Raw genomic sequence first — 22686 nt, forward strand, 5'->3', positions numbered from 1 at the left:
AGGCGTGATCGGGCGCGGTGCGCGATCGGGACCGTCGCGCTGGATATCCGGATCGCTCACGCGGGACAGAAGGGTCGTACGCACGCGGATGTTCAGATGCCGTACGCGATCTGCCGTGCGTGGTCGGGCATCGTGCGTGATGGTCGGGGTGGCCGGATTCGAACCGACGACCTTCCGCTCCCAAAGCGGACGCGCTACCAAGCTGCGCCACACCCCGTCGGTGCGACACGTAGGGTACATGCCCGGGGACGCCTCGGCGGCATGTTTGCGCGAGTGCGCGGCGTGCGGCCACGCGGGTGTGCGGCAGGGCCCGGAGACCCGCTAAGATGCTCTTCGTGCCGAGGTCGCACTGACCTGCGGCGCGGTGTGCGGGCGTAGCTCAATGGTAGAGCCCTAGTCTTCCAAACTAGCTACGCGGGTTCGATTCCCGTCGCCCGCTCCATGCTTCACGACGAACGGCCCGGCCGGTGATGGATCACCGGCCGGGCCGTTCGCGTACACGCGGGAGCGGCTGCTGCCCGAGGAGCCCGCGTCCACGCAGGAGCCGCAGGGGTCTCGCGGACTACGGCGGTCGCGTGGGGCAGCGGGATTCAGAAGCTTATTTTGCTGATCATCTCGGCCAGTGAGTTCAGGAAGTTGTTCACCGTCGGAGCGATGTCGGTCGACGCCAGGAAGAAGCCGAAGAGGATGGCGACCACCGCCGGTCCCGGCTTGATGGAGCCGCCGCGGAAGAGCACCACAAGGATGATTGCCAACAGCACCACCACAGACAGTGAAAGAGCCACAACTGATCACATCCTCGGTCGGTCCGCCTTGCCGGCCGCGTAAGTGCACACCACCCCGCGCGTCCGCTGCGCACCATCGTGCCATCAACGCCCCTGCGTTTGGGGCCCGGTGACCGAATCGTCGCCATCAGGATCGCGCCATTCGCACGCCCCGCGCGCCGTGCCCGTACCAACTGCCGCGCGTGCGGCGGCCGATCGGCGTGTCGCGAAGTCGGACAGGAATTCGGTTCGATCATTTCCCCATGCACACAGGTCATTCACAGCGCATTCCAAGCTTCACCAAGAACCGCCTCAACGGTAATTCACGTGCCGTCACATCGCTCGACATACGCCGTCGTTATGACCGGGTTTAGGGTGATTAATTGGCGCATAACACCCGGGCGTCATGGCTGTCGGATTCGAATGCCCTTCTGGGCAGGAGGTTTTACGAATTGGTTTGCGCGCCGCTAAGGTGCATCGAATGGTTCAGGCTCCGCATGGATATGAGAGGACTCCGCTCCCCCTGGCCAGGGAACCGGAGTCCGCCCCCCACACTGCCCCGGTGGCCATGGCCGACACGCCGACACCGGCTGTCGAACTGCCCGCAGGACCGGTGGCCACCACCCGGCCGGGCGCGTCCACGAAGCGAGACGCGTTCTTCGACAACGCCAAGTACCTGGCCATCGTGCTCGTCGCGGTGGCGCACTTCTGGGAACCCGTCATGGACGGCAGCCGGGCGACCAAAGCTCTCTATCTGATCGTCTACAGCTTCCACATGCCGGCCTTCATCATCATCTCCGGCTACTTCTCGCGGAGTTTCACCGCCAAGCCGTACCAGATCAAGCGGCTGGTGACCGGGGTGGCCGTACCGTACTTCGTCTTCGAGGGCGGCTACTCGCTCTTCAAGTGGGTCGCGGACGACCCCCACCAGCTGGACTTCAGCTTCCAGGACCCGTGGTTCCTCACCTGGTTCCTGATCGCGCTGTTCATCTGGCGTCTCACCACCCCGCTCTGGCGGATGGTGCGCTACCCCCTGCCCGTGGCACTCACCATCGCCGCGCTCGCGTCGTTCACGCCGAGCATGGGTTCGGATCTCGACCTCCAGCGAGTGCTCCAGTTCCTTCCGTACTTCGTGCTCGGCCTCTGCCTCAAGCCGGAGCACTTCCAGTTGGTACGCCGGCGCGAGGTCCGCATGCTGGCCATTCCGCTCTTCGCGGCCGCGGTGGCCTTCGCTTACTGGGTGGCCCCCCGCTTCCAGACGGACTGGCTTTACCACAACATGAGCGCTCAGCAGTTGGATCACGTGTGGTGGGCGGGGCCGGTGATGACGCTCGCCGTCTTCGGCTGCTCGCTGCTGCTCACGGCCGGCTTCCTGTCCTGGGTACCGCGCAGGCACATGTGGTTCACGGCGCTCGGCGCGGGCACGATCTGCGGCTACCTGCTGCACGGCTTCCTCATCAAGGGTGCCGGTTTCGCGGGCCTCTTCGAGACCTACAGCTGGCTGAGCGACCCGGCCGGCGAGGTACTGCTGTCGGTCGTGGCGGCGGTCACGGTAACGCTGCTGTGCACACCCCCGGTCCGCCGCGCGTTCCGCTTCGCGACGGAACCGGAGATGAACTGGGCCTTCCGCGAGGAGCCCGCCGGTGCCTCAGGTGCCCGCAAGTCCTAGCAGAGTCCCAACAGGGCACGCGTCTTCGCGTACTTCTCCACAAGACGGATCCGGGTCGCTTCACCGAGTACGGCGAGGCGGCCCGGATCTGCGTTGTGGGCGAGGTCCGATTCCTTCACCAGACGCGCGCCCGGGACGGACAGGATCCGCCGGGCGTAGGCCTCAAGCCCCTCTCCCGGCACCTTCGTGAGGGCGAGAACCATGTCCTTGACCGGCTGCGACAGCGCGGCCGCGTCGAGCCATTCCCTGCTGAGGGCGTTGTCCTCGATGGCGTCGTGCAGCCAGCCGGCCGCGATCTGCTCGTCGGAGCCGCCCCGGGTTCGTACGCCCTGCGCTACCGCTTCAAGGTGCTCGGCGTACGGGCGTCCCGCCTTGTCGGTCTGGGGCGCGTGGGCCGCGCGGGCGATGGCTTCGACCTCGGCGAGCGTGAGATACGGCATGCGGCCGACAGTACGGCCCTTCGCGCGGGGGCTCCAGAGGCGGTCGCTCCGAGAGCGGAGACGCTTCCGGCGCGGTCGGCTCCGTGCGTCCCGTGCGGTGGCGAGGTTTGCTTAGTAAAACCTTTGGTAAAGTAAGTAAAGACAATCCTTGACGCTTGCTTTACTCGGACGCTGCCGCGTTCGCCCGGCGCACGCTTGCCGCACTTACAGGAGGACAGGCCCATCGGACACGCAGAGACCCTCATCGCCATGGGCGGCGCCTTCCTGGCCGCCGCCCTCCTCGCCAGACTCGGCAGACGCATCGAGCTGCCCACCATCCCGCTGTTCATCCTGGCCGGGATCCTCCTCGGCCCGCACACGCCGGGCATCGTGCTGGTGTCCGACCCGCACGACCTGGACATGCTCTCGGCCCTGGGCCTGGTGCTGCTGCTCTTCTACCTCGGCCTCGAATTCCACCTGGACGACCTCAAGACCGGCGGCCGCAAAATGGCCCTGGCCGGAGGTACGTACCTCGCGCTGAACGTCGGGGCGGGGCTCGGCTTCGGCTTCGCACTGGGCTGGGGCACGTCGGAAGCGCTGGTGCTGGCGGGTGTGCTCGGCATCTCCTCGTCCGCGATCGTCACGAAGGTCCTGGTCGACCTCCACCGCATCGGCAATCCCGAGACCAAGCCGATCCTCGGCATCATCGTGGTCGAGGACATATTCCTGGCCCTGTACCTGGCGGCGCTCCAGCCGATCCTGTCCGGCGCCGACAGCCTGTCCGCGGCGCTGGTGGACGGCGGGAAGGCCTTCGGCTTCCTGCTGCTGCTCGCCCTCGCGGCCCGCTTCGGCACCAAGGTCGTCGGGCGCCTGGTGAACACGAAGGACGACGAACTGCTCGTCATCTCCTTCCTCGGCGCGGCGGTGTTCGTGGCCGGTGTCTCCGAGTGGTTCGGAGTCGCGGACGCCATCGGTGCGTTCATGGTCGGACTGATGCTCGGCAGCACCACATCAGGCGAGCGGATACGCAAGCTCGTACATCCGCTGCGGGACGCCTTCGGCGCGATCTTCTTCTTCGGCTTCGGGCTGTCGATCAACCCGGGCGACCTGCCGACCGTGCTGTGGCCGGTACTCGCCGCGGTCGCGGTGACCCTGCTGATGAACGTGGTCGCGGGCCTCTCCGCGGCCAGGATCTACGGCTTCGGCGCCGGACCGGCGGCGAACATCTCGACCACCTTGCTGGCCCGGGGCGAATTCGCCCTGATTCTCGCGACGATGGCGGCGGGTGCGGGCCTGGACAGACGTCTGGCGCCGTTCATCGCGGGCTACGTCTTGGTGCTGGCGGTCCTCGGCCCCCTGGCGGCGGGCAGATCGCACTGGCTGGCGCGGATCCTGCCGGGCGGTGACGGGCCGGGCCGGGGCGCCGACGGCCCTCCGGACGTTGGCTCGTTGGCCGGTGGCTCGTTGGCCGGTGTGCCGGACGGGCCGTCCCTGGAGAAAGCGTCAGCCGGCTGACTCCGCGCCTGCCGACAGGCGCGCCAAGGGGGCAAGCGCGTGTCCCGTCGTCGCGTCGGCATGATCCGGGATCTCGTCGTGGCGGTCGCCGAGGGCGCGCCACCTCAGCCACCTAGCCCAGGTCCAGAAGCTCCTCGAAGAAGCCGCCGAACTCGCCTGCCCGGTCCACCAGGTGGATCTCCAGGATCCAGTGGCAGCGGCGGCCCGCGCGGTCCGTGCGGCGCAGGGGGGTGTCGTTGTCCGGAGTGATGTAGGACTCGACCTTGGCGCCGTCGATCGTCTCGTGGGGGAATTCGCCCACCAAGTGGCCGGCGTGCCAGCCGCCCAGTTCCCAGCCGCCTTCGGCGGCCAGCCTCTTCACTTCGGCGTGCAGTTGCCTGCCGGTGATGTCCGGCGTGGTCTCGAACGCGTGGCGACCGGCCGCGAAGGTCGGTGGCAGGGCGTCGCGCAGGCGGTGTTTCGCCGGGTCGTCGCCCAGGACGAATGTGCGGCCGAAGTCCGCCTCCCACTCCTCGAAGAGCGGGCCGAAGTCGGCGAAGACGATGTCGTCCTCGCCGATGATCCGGTCCGGCGGGTTCTCCCGGTAGGGCTTGAGGGTGTTCGGCCCGGACCTGACGATGCGCTTGTGCCAGTGGCGGGTCGTGCCGAACATCTCGTTCGCCAGGTCACGGATACGGTCGCTGACCGCCCGTTCCACCTCCCCCGGCGCGATCAGTCCCCGGCTCTCGATCTCGGCGAACAGCTTCGCCGCCTTCGCCTGTGCCTCCAGCAACCGCGCCGCGCGCCCGGATTCATCCGTCATACGGTCGAGCGTACAGAGCCGTACGGCCATGGAGACAGAACCGGACAGGGCAATCGCCGGTCACTCGCGGAGCGTATGTACGTCAGGTGCCGTACGTGCGTCAGGTGGCTTACGTACGTGGAGACCGTACGTACGTGGGGGCCGTACGTACGTGGGGGCCGTACGCACGTCGGGGCCGTACGTATGTCACGGTCCGTACGCTCCGCGGGTCAGCTTTCCCGGCGGATCAGCAGCAGCGCGCGGTCGTCGTTCACGTCCTTCGCGACCGCTTCGATCAGGTGCCAGGCCGCGCCCTCGAATCCGGTGCCGACATAGCGGTCGGCCTCGCCCGTCAGCCGGTCGATGCCTTCGCCGAGGTCGCGCCCCGGGGCCTCGACCAGGCCGTCCGTGAAGAGCATCAGGACGTCGCCGGGCGCCAGGGCCCCCTTGGCCGGGTCGAATTGGGCGCCGTCGTAGACCCCGAGCAGCGGGCCCGTGCCCGATTTCTCTTCCCAGCGGCCCGTGCCCGCGTGCAGTTGCAGAGCCGGCAGGTGGCCCGCGGACAGCAACTCGTAGTCGCCGGAGTCGAGATCGAGGACCAGGTGGATGGAGGTGGCGAAGCCCTCCTCCCAGTTCTGCCGGAGCAGGTAGCCGTTGGCCGCGGGGAGGAAGCCGTGCGGGGGCAGCGAGCCGAGGAGGCCGCCGAAGGCGCCGGACAGCAGCAGGGCGCGGGAGCCCGCGTCCATCCCCTTGCCGGAGACGTCCGTGAGGACGACTTCGAGCGTGTGGTCGTCCGTACGGGCCGCGACCACGAAGTCGCCGGAGAAGGACTGTCCGCCCGCCGGGCGCAGCGCCATCTCGTGGTGCCAGCCCGTGGGCAGGTACGGCAGGGCGCTCTGCACCCGGATGCGCTCGCGCAGGTCGAAGAGCATCGTGCCGCCGCGCCGCCAGGGCACTCCGACCCGCGCCCTGAACTGGGCGATCAGCAGGCCGAAGAGACCGCAGGCGGCCACCACGAGCACGACTCCCGGCGTGACGTGGCCCACACCTTCGGTGTACGGGCCGAGCACCAGCGATTCGATGATGAGCGCGACGGCGGCCGTCGCGTACAGGCCGAGCAGACTCGCCGGGCGCAGCAGGAGGCCGCCCGCCACGATCGGCAGGACGAGGGAGGACGGGGCGCACCAGACGGGCACCACGACGGTGGTGAGGGTGAGGGCCGGGACCGTGAGCAGCAGCCCGACGAGCGCGATCCAGTCTGAGCCGTCGCCCCGGAAGTAGTCGACGGCGGATTTGCGCACGCCGTTGCGCACCCGGTGCAGGAATCTGCGCACCCGGGCCGAATACGAGTCCACTCCTGCGACGCTGGTCATTGGAACGGACCCTATCCATCCCCCTGCCCCTCGCGCAGCGGGACCCCTATGACATGTCGTTCGAAATCGGGTCGCCACGGCTCCGGGCCGCTGGTAGTCATGGCATATGACAACAGATCTGCGGGTGCTGCGCCAGCGAGAATGGGACAGCTGGTTCGGTGCGGCCGAACTGGCCTTCGGTGGCGCCGGACGGCTGGCCGAATCGCACGAGGAGCGGGAGTTGCTCCGGACGCTGACCGAGTTCGACCGCGCGATCGGGATCTGGGACGGGGACGAGTGTGTCGGGACGGCGGCGGCGTACACCTTCCGTCTCTCGGTACCCGGCGGCGCGCGCGTGCCCTCGGCGGGTGTGACGGTCGTCAGCGTCGCCGCGACCCACCGGCGGCGCGGGCTGCTCACGTCCATGATGCGGCGGCAGTTGGACGACGTCCGGTCCCGGAACGAGCCGCTGGCCCTGCTGACCGCGTCCGAACCGGCCATTTACGGACGGTTCGGATACGGCGCCGCCACCACGCAATTGTCCGTGGAGATCGACACGGCCCGGGTGGGTCTCACGGTGCCCGCCGGTACGGACGACGTACGGCTGCGCCGGGTGCGACCCGAGGACCCGGCCGCGCGGAAGGCGTGCGAGGCGCTGTACGCGGCCGACGTCGCCGCACGCCCCGGCATGCTCACGCGCATGCCCGGCTGGGAGGACATGCCGGTGGTGAACGGTGCCGCCGAGCAGCACGGCGCCTCCGCACTCCAGTGCGTCCTGGCCGAACAGGACGGTGACGTCACCGGGTTCACGCTCTTCCGCATCAGGCCCAAGATGGAGGTCCCAGGGCCCAGCGGCACGGTCGAGCTGAAGCATCTGCACGCACGGCAGCCCGCGGCCCACGCGGCGCTCTGGCGCTTCCTCTTCGGCATCGATCTGACGTCGACGCTGACGGCGCTCAACAGGCCGGTGGACGACCCGTTCCAGCACCTGGTCTCCGACATGAGGCGCTGCCTCCCGCGGCTGCGGGACTCGCTGTACGTGCGGCTCGTGGAAGTCGGAGCCGCAGCTGGCGGCCCGTACGTACCAGGCCCCCGTGGACGTGGTGTTCGAGGTGGAGGACCCCTTCTGCCCCTGGAACGAGGGACGTTGGCGGCTGGTCGGCAGCGCCAAGGGCGCCTCCTGCGAACGGACCGACGACGAGGCCGATCTGGCGCTGTCCGTGAAGGAGTTGGGGTCGGTCTATCTGGGCGGGGTGTCCCTTTCCTCGCTGGCGGGCGCCGGGCGGGTACGGGAGCTGCGCCAGGGCGCGTTGACGGAGGCGTCCGTGGCCTTCGCCTCCGAGGTCGCGCCCTGGCTGCCGCACGGCTTCTGACGAACGGCGGCAAACGCCCGGCAGGTTGGCTCAGACCACGTGGACGCCCGGCCGCCCCGAGTCGACGCGCAGGGTGGCCAGCGTGGTGGAGGCGGACTGCGGTTGAAGCACCGTCCCGGCCACGCGCACCTGTGCGTCGATGCCGCGCTCCCCGATGTCGAAGAGGTGGTAGCCGCGGTGGTGGTCGATGACCTTCCAGTGCGGGTTGTCGGCGCGGCGCGGGTCCCACTCGGCGTTGAAGGCGGCCGCGTCCTGGTCGCCGCCCGAGCTGATGGAGGTCCCGACGAACTCGGCGCCGACGACGGCGGAGGCCGGGTCGGCGAAGTCCGCCTTCAGGTCGCTGATCATCGTCAGGTGGCGGTCGCCACTGAGCACGACCGGGTTGCGCACCTGCGAGAAGCGGGTCAGGAGTTCGTTGCGCTCGCTCTGGTAGCCGTCCCAGGCGTCGTAGTACCACTCCTTGCCCGGGCCCGCGAGCAGGTCGGTCTCGGCCATCATGATCTGCGAGGCCATGACGTTCCAGCGGGCCGGTGATTGCGAGAGTCCGTCCAGCAGCCAGGCCTTCTGCGACGCGCCCAGCATGGTGAGCGACGGATCCTGGGCGCCCTGCTGGGTGGTGGCCTGGTCGCTGCGGAACTGGCGGGTGTCGAGCACGTTGAGCCGGGCGAGGCGGCCGAAGTCGAAGCGCCGGCAGAGCTGGATGTGCGGACCGTCGGGGATCGCTGCGGCCCTGACCGGCATGTGCTCGTAGTACGCCCGGTAGGCGGCGGTCAGCCTGCTGACGAATGCGTCGTGGGTCTGCTTGTCGGGGTCCTGCGGGACCTCTCCGGCGTAGTCGTTGTCGACCTCGTGGTCGTCGAACGTCACGATCCAGGGCGCGGCGGCGTGCATCGCGCGCAGGTCGGGGTCGGACCTGTACTGCGCGTACCGGTTGCGGTATCCGGCGAGGTCGAGCGGCTCGCCCGTACCCTCGTGGACCCGTACGGAGGCGGCGGACGGCGCGCTCTCGTAGATGTAGTCGCCGACGAAGAGCACGATGTCGGGGTCCTGCGCCAGCATGTCGGCGTACGGGGTGAAGTAACCGTTCTGCCAGTTCTGGCAGGAGGCCAGCGCGACCCGCAGCTTCGAGGGATCCCTCGGGGTGGTGTGGGTGCGGCCGGCGGGCGAGTACGAGGCGCCGCTGCGGAAGCGGTACCAGTACTCCCTGCCGGGCTCCAGGCCCCGTACGTCCACGTGGACGCTGTGTCCCAGGGACGGTTCGGCGAGGGCGGTGCCCTGGCGGACCACCTTCCTGAACCGCTCGTCCTGGGCCACCTGCCACTGGACCTCGATGGCCCGGTCCGGCATGCCGCCGCCGTGCAGCGGGTCGGGGGCCAGCCGGGTCCAGATGACGACGGCCGTCGTCAGCGGGTCGCCCGAGGCGACACCGAGGGTGAACAGGTCGCCGGAGACCGGTCTGTCGTCCGCACGGGCCTCCTGCACGGTCAGGAACTGGCTTCCCGTGACAACGCTCGCGGCGGCGGCGCCGGCGATCAGGAATCGGCGGCGTGCGAACTCGGACATGGTCATGTTCCCTTCGCAATGCGGCATGGCCGCCGAGAACATGTCAGGCCCACCCACCCGGACGCCCCAATTCCATCCGTCAGGAACATGACAGGTGGGCGACCATCAATGGCGCAGCGGTCGGCGCCGGACTTCAGCGCCGCTGGCAGCCGGGGCACCAGAAGAGGTTGCGGGCCGCGAGCGGGGCGGTGCGGATGTCCGTACCGCACAGCAGGCAGGGCAGGTTCGCCCTGCGGTAGACGTACACCTCACCGCCGTGGTCGTCGACGCGCGGCGGGCGGCCCATCGCCTCCGGGGTGTGCTCGGGGCGGACCGTGTCGATGCGGTTGTGCCGCACGCCCTCGCGCATCAGCATCACCAAGTCGGCCCAGATCGCGTCCCATTCGGAGCGGGTCAGGTCCTTGCCCGCGCGGTACGGGTCGATGCCCTGCCGGAACAGGACCTCGGCGCGGTAGACGTTGCCGACGCCACCGATGACCTTCTGGTCCATCAGCAGGGCGGCCACGGTGGTGCGGGAGCGGGAGATCCGGGCCCACGCCTTCTCGCCGTCGTTGCCCGCGCCGTCTCCTCTCGCGTCACCTCGGACCGCGTCGCCGTCGCATACGCGCAGGGGGTCCGGGCCGAGACGGTCGTGTATCGCCCGCTTCTCGGGCGCGGTGATCAGGGCACACGTGGTCGGGCCGCGCAGGTCCATGTACGCCGTGTCGTTGACGAGGCGCAGTCTGACGGTGTCGGTGGGCGGCGGCGCCGGGGTGTCGCCGAGGGCGACCTTACCGAAGAGGCCGAGGTGGACATGGACCCAGCCGAGGGCGCCGGAGCCGGAGCCGGCGTCGGCATCACCATCGGCACCGGCACCGGCTTTCTCCTCGTCCGATCCGGCGTCACCGAAGCCGAGGAAGAGGTGCTTGCCGTGGGCGTCGACGGTGGTCAGCACCTGGCCGTCGAGCAGCGCGGCACTGTCGGTGAACTTGCCCTGCGGGCTGCTGACCCGTACGGGCCGGCCTCCGAACAGACGCAGATGGTCCTCGGCGAGGCGGTGAATCGTATGCCCCTCGGGCACGGTGTTCTCCTCGTGTGGCGCGCTCCCGAGGTGCCGCCGGCCTCGCCTGTCCCCCCGGGGGGACGGGACGCGGGTCCGGCGGCACGGAGCAGTTCCGGGCCGGTCGGGCCTTACTGGCGGCCGGTCAGGCCTGCCGCCGGTGGCACGGCTGCGGAGTGTCGGTCTGCCGCGGCCGACCAACCCGGCTGCGAGTGATCAGTCCGGGGCAGCGGACTGTCAGCCCTGCCGCGGCCGACCAACCCGGCTGCGGCTGGTCGGTCCGGGCTGCGGCTGTCAGTCCTGCTGCGGGTGGTGCGCCGGGATCGGCGGCAGCTTGCCGGACGCCTCGTACTCCGTCAGCATCTCGATGCGGCGTGCGTGGCGCTCCGCGCCGGAGTGCGGGGTCTTGAGGAAGATGTCGACGAACGACGTGGCCTCTTCCTGTGTGTGCATCCGGCACCCGATGGAGATCACGTTCGCGTTGTTGTGCTCGCGGCCCAGCTCCGCCGTCTCCTCGCTCCAGGCGAGGACGGCCCGCACGCCCTTGACCTTGTTCGCGGCGATCTGCTCGCCGTTGCCCGAGCCGCCGATCACGATGCCGAGGCTTCCCGGGTCCGCGACCGTCCGCTCCGCCGTGCGCAGGCAGAACGGCGGGTAGTCGTCCTGGACGTCATAGACATGGGGTCCGCAGTCGACCGGCTCATGGCCCTGAGCCGTGAGCCACTCGACGAGGTGGTTCTTGAGTTCGTAACCGGCATGGTCGGATCCGAGGTATACGCGCATGACCTGAAGTGTGGCACGTGAGAACTAGGGGTAACGGCTAGGGGCCTTGGGTCTACCCTGGCGCCGCTGATCATTTCCGCCCCCTCCTCTCCTAAGGAACAGCGAATGGCTTCCCTCCCCACCCCCACGAAGGAAGGCGGCGAGCCCAGCGAGTCTGGGAATCCGCAATCCCCGAACGGCCCAGCCGGCTCCGGCGGTCTTCAGGCCGGTCTCAAGAACCGCCATCTGTCGATGATCGCCATCGGCGGTGTCATCGGCGCCGGCCTCTTCGTCGGCTCCGCCTCCGGCATCGCGGCCGCAGGACCGGCCATTCTCCTGTCGTACGCCCTGGTCGGCGTGATGGTCGTGTTCGTCATGCGGATGCTCGGCGAGATGGCCGCCGCCCAGCCCACCTCCGGCTCCTTCTCCGCCTACGCGGACCGCGCGCTCGGCCGCTGGGCGGGCTTCTCGATCGGGTGGCTCTACTGGTTCTTCTGGGTCGTGGTGCTCGCGGTCGAGGCGACGGCCGGCGCGCAGATCCTGGAAAGCTGGATACCGGCCGTGCCGCAGTGGGCGTGGGCGCTGATCGTGATGGTCGTCCTGACCGCCGCGAACCTCGCGTCCGTCGCGTCGTACGGCGAGTTCGAGTTCTGGTTCGCCGGGATCAAGGTGGTGGCGATCGGCGTGTTCGTCATCATCGGGCTGCTCGCCGTCTTCGGCGCGCTGCCGGGCTCCGACAACGCGGGCAGCGGCTTCGCGCATCTCACGGACACCGGCGGATTCCTGCCGAAGGGACCGGGCGCGATCCTGACGGGCGTGCTGCTGGTCGTGTTCTCGTTCATGGGCAGCGAGATCGTCACGCTCGCGGCGGGCGAGTCGTCCGACCCCGAGCGCGCCGTCTCCAAGGCGACGAACAGCGTGATCTGGCGCATCGCCATCTTCTACCTCGGTTCGATCTTCGTCGTGCTGGCGCTGATCCCGTGGAACGACCCGTCGATCGAGAAGGACGGCTCGTACGTCGCCGCGCTGAACTCGATCGGCATCCCGCACGCCGGGCAGATCATGGACGTCATCGTGCTGACGGCCGTCCTGTCCTGCCTGAACTCCGGTCTCTACACGGCCTCCCGGATGGCCTTCTCGCTGGGCAAGCGCGGCGACGCGCCCGCCTCATTCGCCCGGACGAACGCGCGCGGTGTGCCGCAGGTCGCGATCCTGTCGTCCGTCGTCTTCGGCTTCGTCGCCGTCTTCTTCAACTACCAGTGGCCGGACACGGTGTTCGCGTTCCTGCTGAACTCGTCGGGCGCCGTGGCGCTCTTCGTCTGGCTGGTCATCTGCTTCACGCAGCTGAAGATGCGCGGGATCATCCTGCGTGAGGCGCCGGAGAAGCTGGTCGTACGGATGTGGCTGTTCCCGTATCTGACCTGGGCGACGATCGCGATGATCTCGTTCGTGCTGGTGTACATGCTGACCGACGACGCGGGACGCGACCAGGTGCTGCTCTCGCTGCTGGTGGCGGCGATCGTGGTCGTGATCTCGCTGGTCAAGGAGTCCGTCCGGAAGAAGTCCGGTGACCGCGTGGAGGGCGACGTGAAGGGCGCCGTGGAGTAACCGCCCGGCCCCGTATACGCGTAAGGCGCTCCGTACACCTCATGGGTACGGGGCGCCTTATGCGTTTTACAGAGCCGTACGGCGTCAGCCCCGGCGGCCGAGGAGCTTCCAGGTGGTGGGCAGCGCACCCATCGCGAGGGCGGCCTTCAGCGCGTCGCCGAGCAGGAAGGGGACGAGCCCGGCCGCGATGGCGGCGCTCGCCGACATGCCGGTCGACAGGGCGAGGTACGGCACACCGACCGCGTAGGTCACGGCCGAGCCGACCACCATCGTCCCCGCCGTGCGCAGCACCGAGCGGTCGCCGCCCCGGCGGGCCAGCGCGCCCACCACGGTGGCGGCGAGCAGCATGCCGAGGACGTAACCGAAGGACGCGCCGCCCGGACCCGAGGTGCCGCCGGAGAACCACGGCATGCCCATCATGCCGACCAGCGTGTAGACCGCGAGGGAGAGGAAGCCGCGGCGGGCACCGAGCGCCGTGCCGACGAGCAGCGCCGCGAAGGTCTGTCCGGTGACCGGGACCGGGGAGCCGGGGACGGGTATGGCGATCTGCGCCGCGAGGCCGGTGAGCACGGCGCCGCCGAGGACCAGGGCGATGTCGCGGGTCCGGGTGGCGGGGAGCAGATCGGCGAGGACCGCTCCGGTACGGGGGGCCGCTGCAGCAGTACTCATGGGGACTCCGCGGGAGGTGGTGACAGATCAAATCGGAACAGAAAGACGTTAGCCCACGGCGGTTCGGGGACCGACAGGGGATTCTGTTGCTGCTAGCCTGCACTTGCACATGATGCGCAATAATAAGTCGAAGGGCTTTGGCATGGCCGTATACACGCTTCCTGAACTTCCTTACGACTACGCGGCGCTCGAACCGGTCATCAATCCGCAGATCATCGAGCTGCACCACGACAAGCACCACGCGGCGTACGTCAAGGGCGCCAATGACACGCTCGACCAGTTGGCGGAGGCGCGCGAGAAGAACGCGTGGGGAGCGGTCAACGGTCTGGAGAAGAACCTCGCGTTCCATCTCTCCGGCCACATCCTGCACTCGATCTACTGGCACAACATGACCGGCGACGGCGGCGGCGAACCGCTGGCCGCGGACGGCGTGGGCGAGCTGGCCGACGCCATCGCCGCGTCCTTCGGCTCCTTCGCCGGCTTCAAGGCGCAGCTGACGAAGGCCGCCGCGACGACCCAGGGCTCAGGCTGGGGTGTTCTCGCGTACGAGCCGGTCAGCGGGCGGCTGATCGTCGAGCAGATCTACGACCACCAGGGCAACGCCGGGCAGGGCTCGGTGCCGATCCTGGTCTTCGACGCCTGGGAGCACGCCTTCTACCTCCAGTACAAGAATCAGAAGGTGGACTTCATCGAGGCGATGTGGAAGGTCGTCAACTGGCAGGACGTGGCGAAGCGCTACGCGGCGGCCGCGCTGCGCGGCGACACGTCGCTGCTCGCTCCGTAACACGGAGCCGGATGCGTCCTGCCCGTGATCGTCTTCTCAGCCTTCACGCGCGGACGGAACGACGAAGGGCCCTCGCGAGGACGTGACTCGCGGGGGCCCTTCTCTGCCGGAGGACAAGCGCCGGACGGACGGACGTCAGTCGAAGACCGGGCCCTGCGTGCGGGACCGCTTGATCTCGTAGAAGCCGGGAACGGACGCGACCAGCAGCGTGCCGTCCCAGAGCTTCGCGGCCTCCTCGCCCTTGGGCGCGGGCGTGACGACCGGGCCGAAGAAGGCGATCTGCTCGCCGTCGGCGCCGGGCACGGCGATGACGGGGGTGCCGACGTCCTGGCCGACCTTGTCGATGCCTTCCTTGTGCGACGCGCGCAGCTCGGTGTCGTACTCGTCCGAGTCGGCGTAGTCGATCAGGTCGGCGGGCAGCCCGGTGTCGGCGAGCGCGGCGGCGATCGCCTCCCGCGTCGGGCCCTCACCCAGGTTGTGGATGTGGGTGCCGAGCGCCGTGTAGAGCTTGCCGACGACCTCGTCGCCGTGCTTCTGCTGGGCGGCGACGGCCACGCGGACCGGGGCCCACGCCTTCGTCCGCATCATGTCCTGGTATTCCTCGGGCATCTCGTCGATGCGCGGCTCGTTGAGCACGGCCAGGCTCATGACGTGCCAGCGCACCTCGATGTCGCGGACCTTCTCCACCTCAAGGACCCAGCGGGAGGTCATCCAGGCCCACGGGCACAAGGGGTCGAACCAGAAGTCGACGGGGGTCTTGTCAGACATGTCTCTCCTCATGAGGGCTGTGGATATACCTCTTGTCGGCAACGTACTCCGCGGCCACGGGCATTCCCGCCGCGGGCTCCCCCGAGCGATCTTGCCGCCGCACCTGTCGGCGTTCCCCTGATGCCGCCGGTCAGGGGTGCGTGCGAGGATCGGTCATATTCGAACGAATAGAAGGAGTCGCCCGTGCCCGGTGAGAATCTGTCCCGTGACGAGGCCCGCGTGCGGGCAGGTCTGCTGTCCGTCGACGGGTACGAGATCGCCCTCGACCTGCGTTCCGCCGTCGGGAGCGCCGCAGAGGCTGCCGGGGAGGAGACGGAGGGTCCGCGGACCTTCCGTTCGGTGACCACGATCCGCTTCCGCTGCGCGGAGCCCGGCGCGGCCACGTTCGCCGACCTGATCGCGCCGGCCGTGTCCGCGGTGTCCCTGAACGGACGCGCTCTCGACCCCGCCACCGTCTTCGACGACTCACGGATCGCGCTGGACGGTCTCCAGGCCGAGAACGTGCTGGTGGTGGACGCGCAGTGCGCGTACAGCAGGACCGGCGAGGGCATGCACCGCTTCGTCGACCCGGAGGACGGCGAGGTCTACCTCTACACGCAGTACGAGCCCGCCGACGCGCGCCGCGTCTTCGCCAACTTCGAGCAGCCCGACCTCAAGGCTCCGTACCGCTTCGAGGTGGCCGCGCCCGAGGGCTGGCAGGTGCTGAGCAACGGTGAGGGCACGCTGAAGGACGGCGTGTGGCACTTCGCGGAGACGAAGCCGATCTCGACGTACATCACCTGCGTGATCGCGGGCCCGTACCACCACGTCACGGACACCTACCGGCGCGAGCTGCCGGACGGCTCGACGCTGGAGATCCCGCTCGGCGCGCTCTGCCGCAAGGGCCTGGCCAGGCACTTCGACGCGGACGACATCTTCCTGCTCACCAAGCAGGGCCTGGACTTCTTCCACGAGAACTTCGACTTCCCGTACCCCTTCGGGAAGTACGACCAGGCGTTCGTGCCCGAGTACAACCTCGGCGCGATGGAGAACCCCGGTCTGGTGACCTTCCGCGAGGAGTACATCTACCGCGGCAAGGTCACGCAGGCGTCGTACGAGCGCCGGGCAAACGTCATCCTGCACGAGATGGCGCACATGTGGTTCGGTGACCTGGTCACCATGCGCTGGTGGGACGACCTGTGGCTGAAGGAGTCGTTCGCGGACTTCATGGGCGTGTTCGCGATGGTGGAGGCGACCCGCTTCACCGACGGCTGGATCACCTTCGCCAACAACCGCAAGGCGTGGGCGTACCGCGCCGACCAGCTGCCCTCCACGCACCCGGTCACGGCCGACATCCGTGACCTGGAGGACGCCAAGCTGAACTTCGACGGCATCACGTACGCCAAGGGCGCGTCGGTGCTCAAGCAGCTCGTCGCGTACGTCGGCAGGGACGCGTTCCTGGAAGGCGCCCGGCGCTACTTCAAGCGGCACGCGTACGGGAACACCGAGCTGGGCGACCTGCTGACCGTGCTGACCGAGACGTCGGGCCGGGACATGACCCGGTGGTCGCAGTCGTGGCTCCAGACCGCCGGCGTCAACTCCCTGACCCCACAGGTCATTTACGACGCGGAGGACCGGATCACGGAGCTGGCCGTGATCCAGGACGCGGCGGAGTCGCATCCCGAGCTGCGCCCGCACCGGGTGGCCGTCGGGCTGTACCGGCGCACGCCCGACGGGGATCTCGTACGGTACGCGCGCACCGAGACGGACGTCGCGGGGCCGCGTACGGTCGTCACGGAGCTGGCCGGGGCCGAGCGGCCCGAGCTGATCCTCGTCAACGACGACGACCTGACGTACTGCAAGATCCGCTTCGACACCGGCTCGCTGGAGACGCTGCGGGCGCATCTCAGCGATCTCACCGACCCGCTCGCACGGGCGCTGTGCTGGTCGGCGCTGTGGAACCTGACGCGGGACGCGCTCATGCCGGCGCGGGACTTCATCGGTCTGGTCCTCACCCACGCGGGCCGTGAGAGCGACATCGGCGTACTCCAGATGCTGCACTCCTGGACGCGCTCGGCGCTCACGCACTACGCGGCGCCGGAGTGGCGCGAGGAGGGCGCGCGGCAGCTGGCCGGGGGCGCGCTCAGCGAGCTGCGGATCGCGGCGCCGGGCAGCCAGCACCAGTTGACGTGGGCGCGGTTCTTCGCCGCGGTCGCGACCTCGGAGTCGGACCTCCAGCTGCTCCAGGGGCTGCTGGACGGTACGGCGAAGATCGACGGCGTGGACGTCGACCAGGAGCTGCGCTGGACCTTCCTGGAGCCGCTGGCCGCGAACGGCCTGGCGAACGAGGCGGCCATCGCGGCCGAACTGGCCCGCGACGACACGGCGTCGGGCAAGCGCCACGAGGTGCGCTGCCTCGCGGCCCGGCCCTCCGCCGCCGTCAAGGCGCAGGCCTGGGCGCAGGTCGTGGAGTCGGACACGCTGTCGAACGCGCTGGTGGGCGCCACGATCGCGGGCTTCTCGCAGCCGGATCAGCGGGAGCTGCTCGCGCCGTACGCGGCGAAGTACTTCGAGGCGATCGAGCGGGTGTGGTCGGAGCGTTCGATCCAGATCGGCATGGACGTGGTGAAGGGCCTGTACCCGGGGCTGCTCGGTGACCGTTCGACCGTGGAGGCGACGGAGGCCTGGCTCGCCTCGCACGCGGACGCGGCTCCGGCGCTGCGCAGGCTGGTGCTGGAGGCCGGGGACGATCTGGCACGCACGCTGCGCGGGCAGGAGTGCGACGCGGTGGCGGCGGGCTGAGGTTACGGGGGCGGGCCCCCCGGGGCGCGGGGGCGCGTACCGGGGGCGTGGACCGGGCGGGGACCGCCGCCTGATCGGCAGAAGGATGCCCGCACTTTAGAGCTGAGTTGTCCAGATTTGGCGGCGATCTTGTAACAGTGGTTAGGAGGCGGTGGGCACAGGGGGAGATCCCGGGGCATGAACAACAACACCTCGCCCACCGCCTGCCACCTCGGTCCCCTCGACCGTCTCAGCCACCTCACCGGGGCCACCCAGCGCCGCGTGCTCTCCGCGGCCCAGCTGCGCGCGCACGGGGTCTCGGCGGCCAGTGCCGGCAGCCAGTGCCGTCCCGGCGGGCCGTGGCAACTGCTGCTGCCGGGGGTCTACCTGCTCCGCCAGGGGCCGCCGACCAGCGAGGAGCGGCTGCACGCCGCGCTGTTGTACGCCGGGCGGCCGGGCCAGGAGGGCGGCGGCGGGCTGCCGGAGCAGGCGGTCGCTCCGTACGGCGCGGTGATGATCACCGGTCTGGCCGCGCTCGCGCTGTACGGGTTCACCTCCGCGCCCTCGCTGCTCTCCCTCGGCACGATCGACGTGCTGGTGCCGCGCACCCGGCGGCTGCGGTCCACCGGCTGCGCGCGGCTGATCCGCGCGCACGCGCTGCCGAGACCGGAGCAGGTCACCGGGGTGCCGGTGGCGCCCGTGGCACGCGCGCTGGCCGACGCCGTGTCCGAGCTGCCGGACGCGGCCGCGGTGCGCCGGCTGCTGACCGAGGCCGTACGGGCCGGGCACTGCGAACCGTCGGCGCTGGTCAACGAGTTGCGCCAGGCGCGGCTGCTGGAACGGCCGCAGGTGGCGGACGCGGTGGACGCGCTTCTGGCCGAGGGAAGGGCGCTCGCCGAGGACCGGCTGTACGAGATGGTGCGCGCGCACGGTCTCCCGGAGCCCGTCTGGAACGTCGAACTGCGGCTGCCCGGCGCCCCGTCGCTGGGCGGCGTCGACGCGTACTGGCCGGAACAGGCGGTCGCCGTCGAGCTGTACGTCAGGGCGCCGCACCAGGGCGGCAAAGCCGCCGGGGACCCGCTGTGGTCGGAGCACGCCCGCAAGCGCGAGCACCTGGAACGGCTCGGCGTCACCGTCGTCCACCTCACCCCGGAGAAGCTGCGGGACTCCCCCGGGCAGCAGGCGTCGGTGGTCCGTACAGCGCTGACGGCGGCGGACGACCGGGATCCGGCGGCGTACGTGCTCGTGCTGCCGAGGTGACCTGTGCACCCGCTTCCCCTCTGACAAGCCGCCTCCCCCGACAGCCACCTCTCCGGACCACCGCCGCTCCGGAGAGGCCCAACACCCACACGAAATCAGCACGGTGGCGGATGTCCCGCAGTGGCGGATGTCCGCCATGAGCACATCACATCCCTGACAGGTCTCCACAAAACCCTGTCGCCTGGACGAAGCTGAGCGATCATCCGGTATCGAAATCCGGACTCTCTCTTTCACACCCCAGGGATGCTGATGACCTCCGAATCCGACAGATCCATACCCGGGCCGAGACGTGTGGCCCGGGTCGTGGCTGCCGCGGGAGTGGCGGCCGCGCTGATCACCTCCGGCGCGGTGCCCGCGTTCTCCGCGGCGCGCGCCGACGGCCCGGCCGCCACCGCATCCGGCAAGTCCGCGAAGCCGTCCTCCGACAAACTGGGCACGACCGACGCCCAGTTGCTCGCCAGGGCGAAGGCCGCGGGTGACAAGAGCGTCACGCTGATGATCGCCACCGCCCCCGGCGCGACCGAGCAGGTCGCCGGCCAACTGGACGCGATTCAGGGCGCGTCGGTGGGCCGGACGTACGACGAGCTCGGATACGTACGGGCCACCGTGCCGACCTCCGCGGCGAGCGCCGCGATCAAGGCGGCCCAGAAGCTGTCGTCCGTCCACGGCATCGATCTCAAGCAGGAGATCAAGCTGGACGACCCGTCGCCGGACCCGTCGCCCGAAGGCGCGGCGGCCAGTGGCAAGAAGGCCGCCACGGGCAGGAGTTCGGCGGCCAAGACGTACCCGGGCCCCGACAAGAAGACCCCCGCGAAGAACCCGTACAACCCGTCCTTCGAGACAGGCGCGGTCGACTTCGTCAAGCAGCACCCCAAGGCCGACGGCCGCGGCATCACCATCGGCATCCTGGACTCCGGCGTCGACCTGGGCCACCCCGCGCTCCAGAAGACCACCACCGGCGAGCGCAAGATCGTCGACTGGGTGACCGCCACCGACCCGGTGTCCGACGGCGACGGCACCTGGCGCCGGATGAACACGGCCGTGAGCGGCCCGGAGTTCACCGCCGCGGGCCGTACGTGGAAGGCGCCGAAGGGCTCGTTCAGGTTCAACACCTTCGCCGAGTCGGCCACCTTCGGCGGCGACATGGCGGGCGACCTCAACCGCGACGGTGACACCACCGACGTGTGGGGCGTGCTGTACGACCCGGCCAAGGGCACGGTGCGCGTCGACCTCGACAACGACGGCGACTTCACCGACGAGACGGCGATGAAGCCGTACAAGGACAAGTTCCAGATCGGGTACTTCGGCAAGGACGACCCGCGCACGGCCGTCGTCGAGCAGATCCCCTTCGTGGTCGAGGTCCGCAAGAACGTCGTGATCGACGGGGCCGGCACCACGTCCGACTACGTGAACATCGGCCTCATCCAGGGCGAGCACGGCACGCACGTCGCCGGTATCACCTCCGCCAACGGGCTGTTCGGCGGCAAGATGAACGGCGCCGCCCCCGGCGCCAAGCTCGTCTCGTCGCGCGCCTGCACCTGGAGCGGCGGCTGCACCAACATCGCGCTGACCGAGGGCATGATCGACCTCGTCGCCAACCGCGGTGTGGACATCGTCAACATGTCCATCGGCGGTCTGCCCGCGCTCAACGACGGCAACAACGCCCGGTCCGAGCTGTACACCCGGCTCATCGACACCTACGGCGTGCAGCTGGTGATCTCGGCGGGCAACGACGGCCCCGGCACCAACACCATCGGCGACCCCGGCCTCGCCGACAAGGTCATCTCGGTGGGCGCGTCGATCTCCAAGGAGACCTGGGCCGCCAACTACGGCTCCGGCGTGACGAAGAAGAACGACATGATGCCGTTCTCCTCCCGGGGTCCGCGCGAGGACGGCGGCTTCACGCCGACCATCACCGCGCCCGGCGCGGCCATCAACAGCACCCAGACCTGGCTCGCGGGCTCGCCCGTCGCCGAGTCCGGCTACCAGCTGCCGCCCGGCTACTCGATGCTCCAGGGCACCTCGATGGCCTCCCCGCAGGCCGCGGGCGCGAGCGCGCTGCTGCTGTCCGCCGCGAAGCAGAAGCACATCGACCTCACCCCGGCCCGGCTGCGCACGGCACTCACCAGCAGCGCCAAGAAGATCCCCGGTGAGCAGGCGCACGAGCAGGGCGCGGGTCTCATCGACATCGTCGGGGCCTGGAAGTCGATCCAGCACGGCGTCGACGCCCACGAGTACACGGTCAAGGCGCCGGTCGACACCGCGATCGACGAGCTGCTGAAGACCCCGGGCTTCGGCACCGGCCTGTACGACCGCGAGGGCGGCCTCAAGGCCGGCAAGAGCAGGACGTACGACGTGACCGTCACCCGCACCACGGGCAAGAAGGGCGCCCTGGAGCACCGGCTGAGCTGGAAGTACAACGACGGTACGTTCAAGCTGCTGGGCGGGGCCAAGGTCAAGCTGCCGCTGAACCAGCCGGTCACCGTGACCGTGCAGGCCAAGCCGTCGGCCGCCGGTGTGCACAGCGCGATCCTGGAGGTGGACGACAAGGGCACGGAGGGCGTGGACAAGCAGATCCTCGCCACCGTGATCGCCTCGAAGGACCTGGCGAAGCCGTCGTACGCCTTCTCGGCGTCGGGTTCGGTGCAGCGCAACAGCACGAAGTCGTACTTCATCACCGTGCCGGAGGGTGCCAGGACCCTGGAGGTGGCGCTCGGCGGACTCGCCAAGAACAGCCAGACCAGGTTCATCACCATCCACCCGTACGGTGCGGCGATGGAGGACAGCTCGACGACGTTCTGCTACCCGAACTACGTGAGCCCCACCAACACCTGCCGCCCGGACCTGCGTTCGTACGCGGACCCGATGCCCGGTGTCTGGGAGATCGAGGTCGAGGCACGCCGTACGTCGCCGCTGCTCGACAACCCGTACACGCTGGACGCGACGGTCCTGGGCGCGGCCTTCGACCCGGCGGTCACCACGATCCCCGAGGCGAAGATCGGCACCCCGGCGCCGGTCGAGTGGAAGGTCACCAACGGCTTCGCCGCGATCGACGGCACGCTCGGCGGCGGCTCGCTCGGTTCGGCGAAGGTCGAACGGCCGACGATCGCGGACGGTGAGTCGCGGGAGACGCAGGTCACGGTCGGTGCGGGCGTCGACAAGCTCGACGTCGCCATCGGCGCGACGTCCGACGCGAGCGCCGACCTGGACCTCTCGGTCTACAACCAGGCAGGCGCGCTGGTCGCCCAGTCGGCGGACGGGGACTCGGAGGAGGCGGTCAGCCTCACCGCGCCCGCGGCCGGTACGTACACCATCGTGGTCGACGCCTACTCGGTCCCGGCGGGGACCACGGAGTTCGACTACCGGGATGTGTACTACTCGCCCTCGCTCGGTTCGATCCAGGTCGACGCCTCGAAGCCGGTGAAGCTCGCGAACGGCGCCTCGACGAAGGTCTCCGCCAGTGTGCTGGTGGGCAGCGCGGCCCCCGAGGGCCGGCAGTTCTTCGGCGAGGTCGCCCTGCTGGACGCGCGCGGCACCGTCGCGGGCACGGGCAGCGTCGTGATCGGGAACGTCACCCCGTAGCCCTCGCGGCCACCGTGC

The 22686-nt window shown here is 69.6% G+C and carries 16 protein-coding genes, 2 tRNA genes and 1 pseudogene; 9 read left to right on the top strand and 10 right to left on the bottom strand.

What is annotated here, in order from left to right:
* Nucleotides 1–140 precede the first annotated feature (140 nt).
* A tRNA-Pro gene (locus ACIP6N_RS19205) sits at nucleotides 141–217 on the bottom strand.
* A gap of 151 nt (nucleotides 218–368) precedes the next feature.
* Here ACIP6N_RS19205 and ACIP6N_RS19210 point away from each other — a divergent pair.
* Nucleotides 369–442 (top strand) — tRNA-Gly (locus ACIP6N_RS19210).
* Nucleotides 443–590: 148 nt separating this feature from the next.
* Here the strand turns inward: ACIP6N_RS19210 and ACIP6N_RS19215 are convergent.
* A complete protein-coding gene (locus ACIP6N_RS19215; protein ID WP_401817027.1) occupies nucleotides 591–785 on the bottom strand; it encodes a hypothetical protein in 195 nt (64 codons plus the stop codon).
* 460 nt (nucleotides 786–1245) lie between these two features.
* On the opposite strand from ACIP6N_RS19215, the gene ACIP6N_RS19220 reads away from it, so the two are divergent.
* Nucleotides 1246–2433: an acyltransferase family protein gene (locus ACIP6N_RS19220; protein ID WP_401817029.1), complete on the top strand. Its 1188-nt coding sequence runs from the start codon at nucleotides 1246–1248 to the stop codon at nucleotides 2431–2433.
* On the opposite strand, the gene ACIP6N_RS19225 is transcribed toward ACIP6N_RS19220, so the two are convergent.
* Nucleotides 2430–2873, bottom strand: a complete 444-nt coding sequence (locus ACIP6N_RS19225; protein ID WP_401817030.1) for an HD domain-containing protein — start codon at nucleotides 2871–2873, stop codon at nucleotides 2430–2432. The genes ACIP6N_RS19220 and ACIP6N_RS19225 overlap by 4 nt on opposite strands.
* A 249-nt stretch (nucleotides 2874–3122) precedes the next feature.
* Here ACIP6N_RS19225 and ACIP6N_RS19230 point away from each other — a divergent pair, with 249 nt between their 5' ends.
* Nucleotides 3123–4367 carry a cation:proton antiporter gene (locus ACIP6N_RS19230; RefSeq protein WP_401817032.1) on the top strand — a complete coding sequence of 415 codons (1245 nt, stop codon included), beginning with the start codon at nucleotides 3123–3125 and terminating at the stop codon, nucleotides 4365–4367.
* A 112-nt stretch (nucleotides 4368–4479) separates the two neighbouring features.
* Here ACIP6N_RS19230 and ACIP6N_RS19235 read toward each other — a convergent pair whose 3' ends face one another.
* Entirely contained in the window at nucleotides 4480–5169 is a 690-nt protein-coding gene (locus ACIP6N_RS19235; RefSeq protein WP_401817034.1) for a M24 family metallopeptidase, read from the bottom strand.
* Between the two features lie 209 nt (nucleotides 5170–5378).
* Nucleotides 5379–6521 (bottom strand): PP2C family protein-serine/threonine phosphatase, encoded by a 1143-nt coding sequence (locus ACIP6N_RS19240; protein ID WP_401817035.1) that lies wholly within the window; start codon nucleotides 6519–6521, stop codon nucleotides 5379–5381.
* Nucleotides 6522–6627: 106 nt separating this feature from the next.
* Between ACIP6N_RS19240 and ACIP6N_RS19245 the strand changes: the two are divergent.
* Nucleotides 6628–7873 (top strand): annotated as a pseudogene (locus tag ACIP6N_RS19245) (GNAT family N-acetyltransferase).
* A 30-nt stretch (nucleotides 7874–7903) separates the two neighbouring features.
* Here ACIP6N_RS19245 and ACIP6N_RS19250 read toward each other — a convergent pair.
* The 3 genes from ACIP6N_RS19250 to ACIP6N_RS19260 all read right to left on the bottom strand — a co-directional run bounded on the left by ACIP6N_RS19250 (nucleotide 7904) and on the right by ACIP6N_RS19260 (nucleotide 11258).
* Nucleotides 7904–9478: an alkaline phosphatase D family protein gene (locus ACIP6N_RS19250; protein WP_401817036.1), complete on the bottom strand. Its 1575-nt coding sequence runs from the start codon at nucleotides 9476–9478 to the stop codon at nucleotides 7904–7906.
* Nucleotides 9479–9569: 91 nt separating this feature from the next.
* Nucleotides 9570–10496: an Fpg/Nei family DNA glycosylase gene (locus ACIP6N_RS19255; protein ID WP_401817037.1), complete on the bottom strand. Its 927-nt coding sequence runs from the start codon at nucleotides 10494–10496 to the stop codon at nucleotides 9570–9572.
* 273 nt (nucleotides 10497–10769) lie between these two features.
* Nucleotides 10770–11258: a ribose-5-phosphate isomerase gene (locus ACIP6N_RS19260; protein WP_401817038.1), complete on the bottom strand. Its 489-nt coding sequence runs from the start codon at nucleotides 11256–11258 to the stop codon at nucleotides 10770–10772.
* A 105-nt stretch (nucleotides 11259–11363) separates the two neighbouring features.
* Here ACIP6N_RS19260 and ACIP6N_RS19265 point away from each other — a divergent pair, with 105 nt between their 5' ends.
* Nucleotides 11364–12845, top strand: a complete 1482-nt coding sequence (locus tag ACIP6N_RS19265; RefSeq protein WP_401817040.1) for an amino acid permease — start codon at nucleotides 11364–11366, stop codon at nucleotides 12843–12845.
* 84 nt (nucleotides 12846–12929) lie between these two features.
* Here ACIP6N_RS19265 and ACIP6N_RS19270 read toward each other — a convergent pair whose 3' ends face one another.
* Entirely contained in the window at nucleotides 12930–13514 is a 585-nt protein-coding gene (locus ACIP6N_RS19270) for a biotin transporter BioY (protein ID WP_401817042.1), read from the bottom strand.
* A 142-nt stretch (nucleotides 13515–13656) separates the two neighbouring features.
* Here ACIP6N_RS19270 and ACIP6N_RS19275 point away from each other — a divergent pair, with 142 nt between their 5' ends.
* Nucleotides 13657–14298, top strand: a complete 642-nt coding sequence (locus tag ACIP6N_RS19275) for a superoxide dismutase (RefSeq protein ID WP_401817381.1) — start codon at nucleotides 13657–13659, stop codon at nucleotides 14296–14298.
* 135 nt (nucleotides 14299–14433) lie between these two features.
* Here ACIP6N_RS19275 and ACIP6N_RS19280 read toward each other — a convergent pair whose 3' ends face one another.
* Nucleotides 14434–15066 carry a DsbA family protein gene (locus tag ACIP6N_RS19280; protein ID WP_401817043.1) on the bottom strand — a complete coding sequence of 211 codons (633 nt, stop codon included), beginning with the start codon at nucleotides 15064–15066 and terminating at the stop codon, nucleotides 14434–14436.
* Nucleotides 15067–15249: 183 nt separating this feature from the next.
* Here ACIP6N_RS19280 and pepN point away from each other — a divergent pair, with 183 nt between their 5' ends.
* The 3 genes from pepN (at nucleotide 15250) to ACIP6N_RS19295 (ending at nucleotide 22668) form a co-directional block, all read left to right on the top strand.
* On the top strand, nucleotides 15250–17847 hold the full coding sequence (pepN, locus tag ACIP6N_RS19285) for an aminopeptidase N (protein WP_401817044.1): 2598 nt from the start codon (nucleotides 15250–15252) through the stop codon (nucleotides 17845–17847).
* Nucleotides 17848–18024: 177 nt separating this feature from the next.
* On the top strand, nucleotides 18025–19086 hold the full coding sequence (locus tag ACIP6N_RS19290) for a hypothetical protein (protein ID WP_401817046.1): 1062 nt from the start codon (nucleotides 18025–18027) through the stop codon (nucleotides 19084–19086).
* Between the two features lie 243 nt (nucleotides 19087–19329).
* Nucleotides 19330–22668, top strand: a complete 3339-nt coding sequence (locus tag ACIP6N_RS19295) for a S8 family serine peptidase (protein ID WP_401817047.1) — start codon at nucleotides 19330–19332, stop codon at nucleotides 22666–22668.
* Nucleotides 22669–22686 lie beyond the last annotated feature (18 nt).

Source organism: Streptomyces sp. NPDC088725 (assembly GCF_044751305.1).
Classification (GTDB): Bacteria; Actinomycetota; Actinomycetes; order Streptomycetales; family Streptomycetaceae; genus Streptomyces.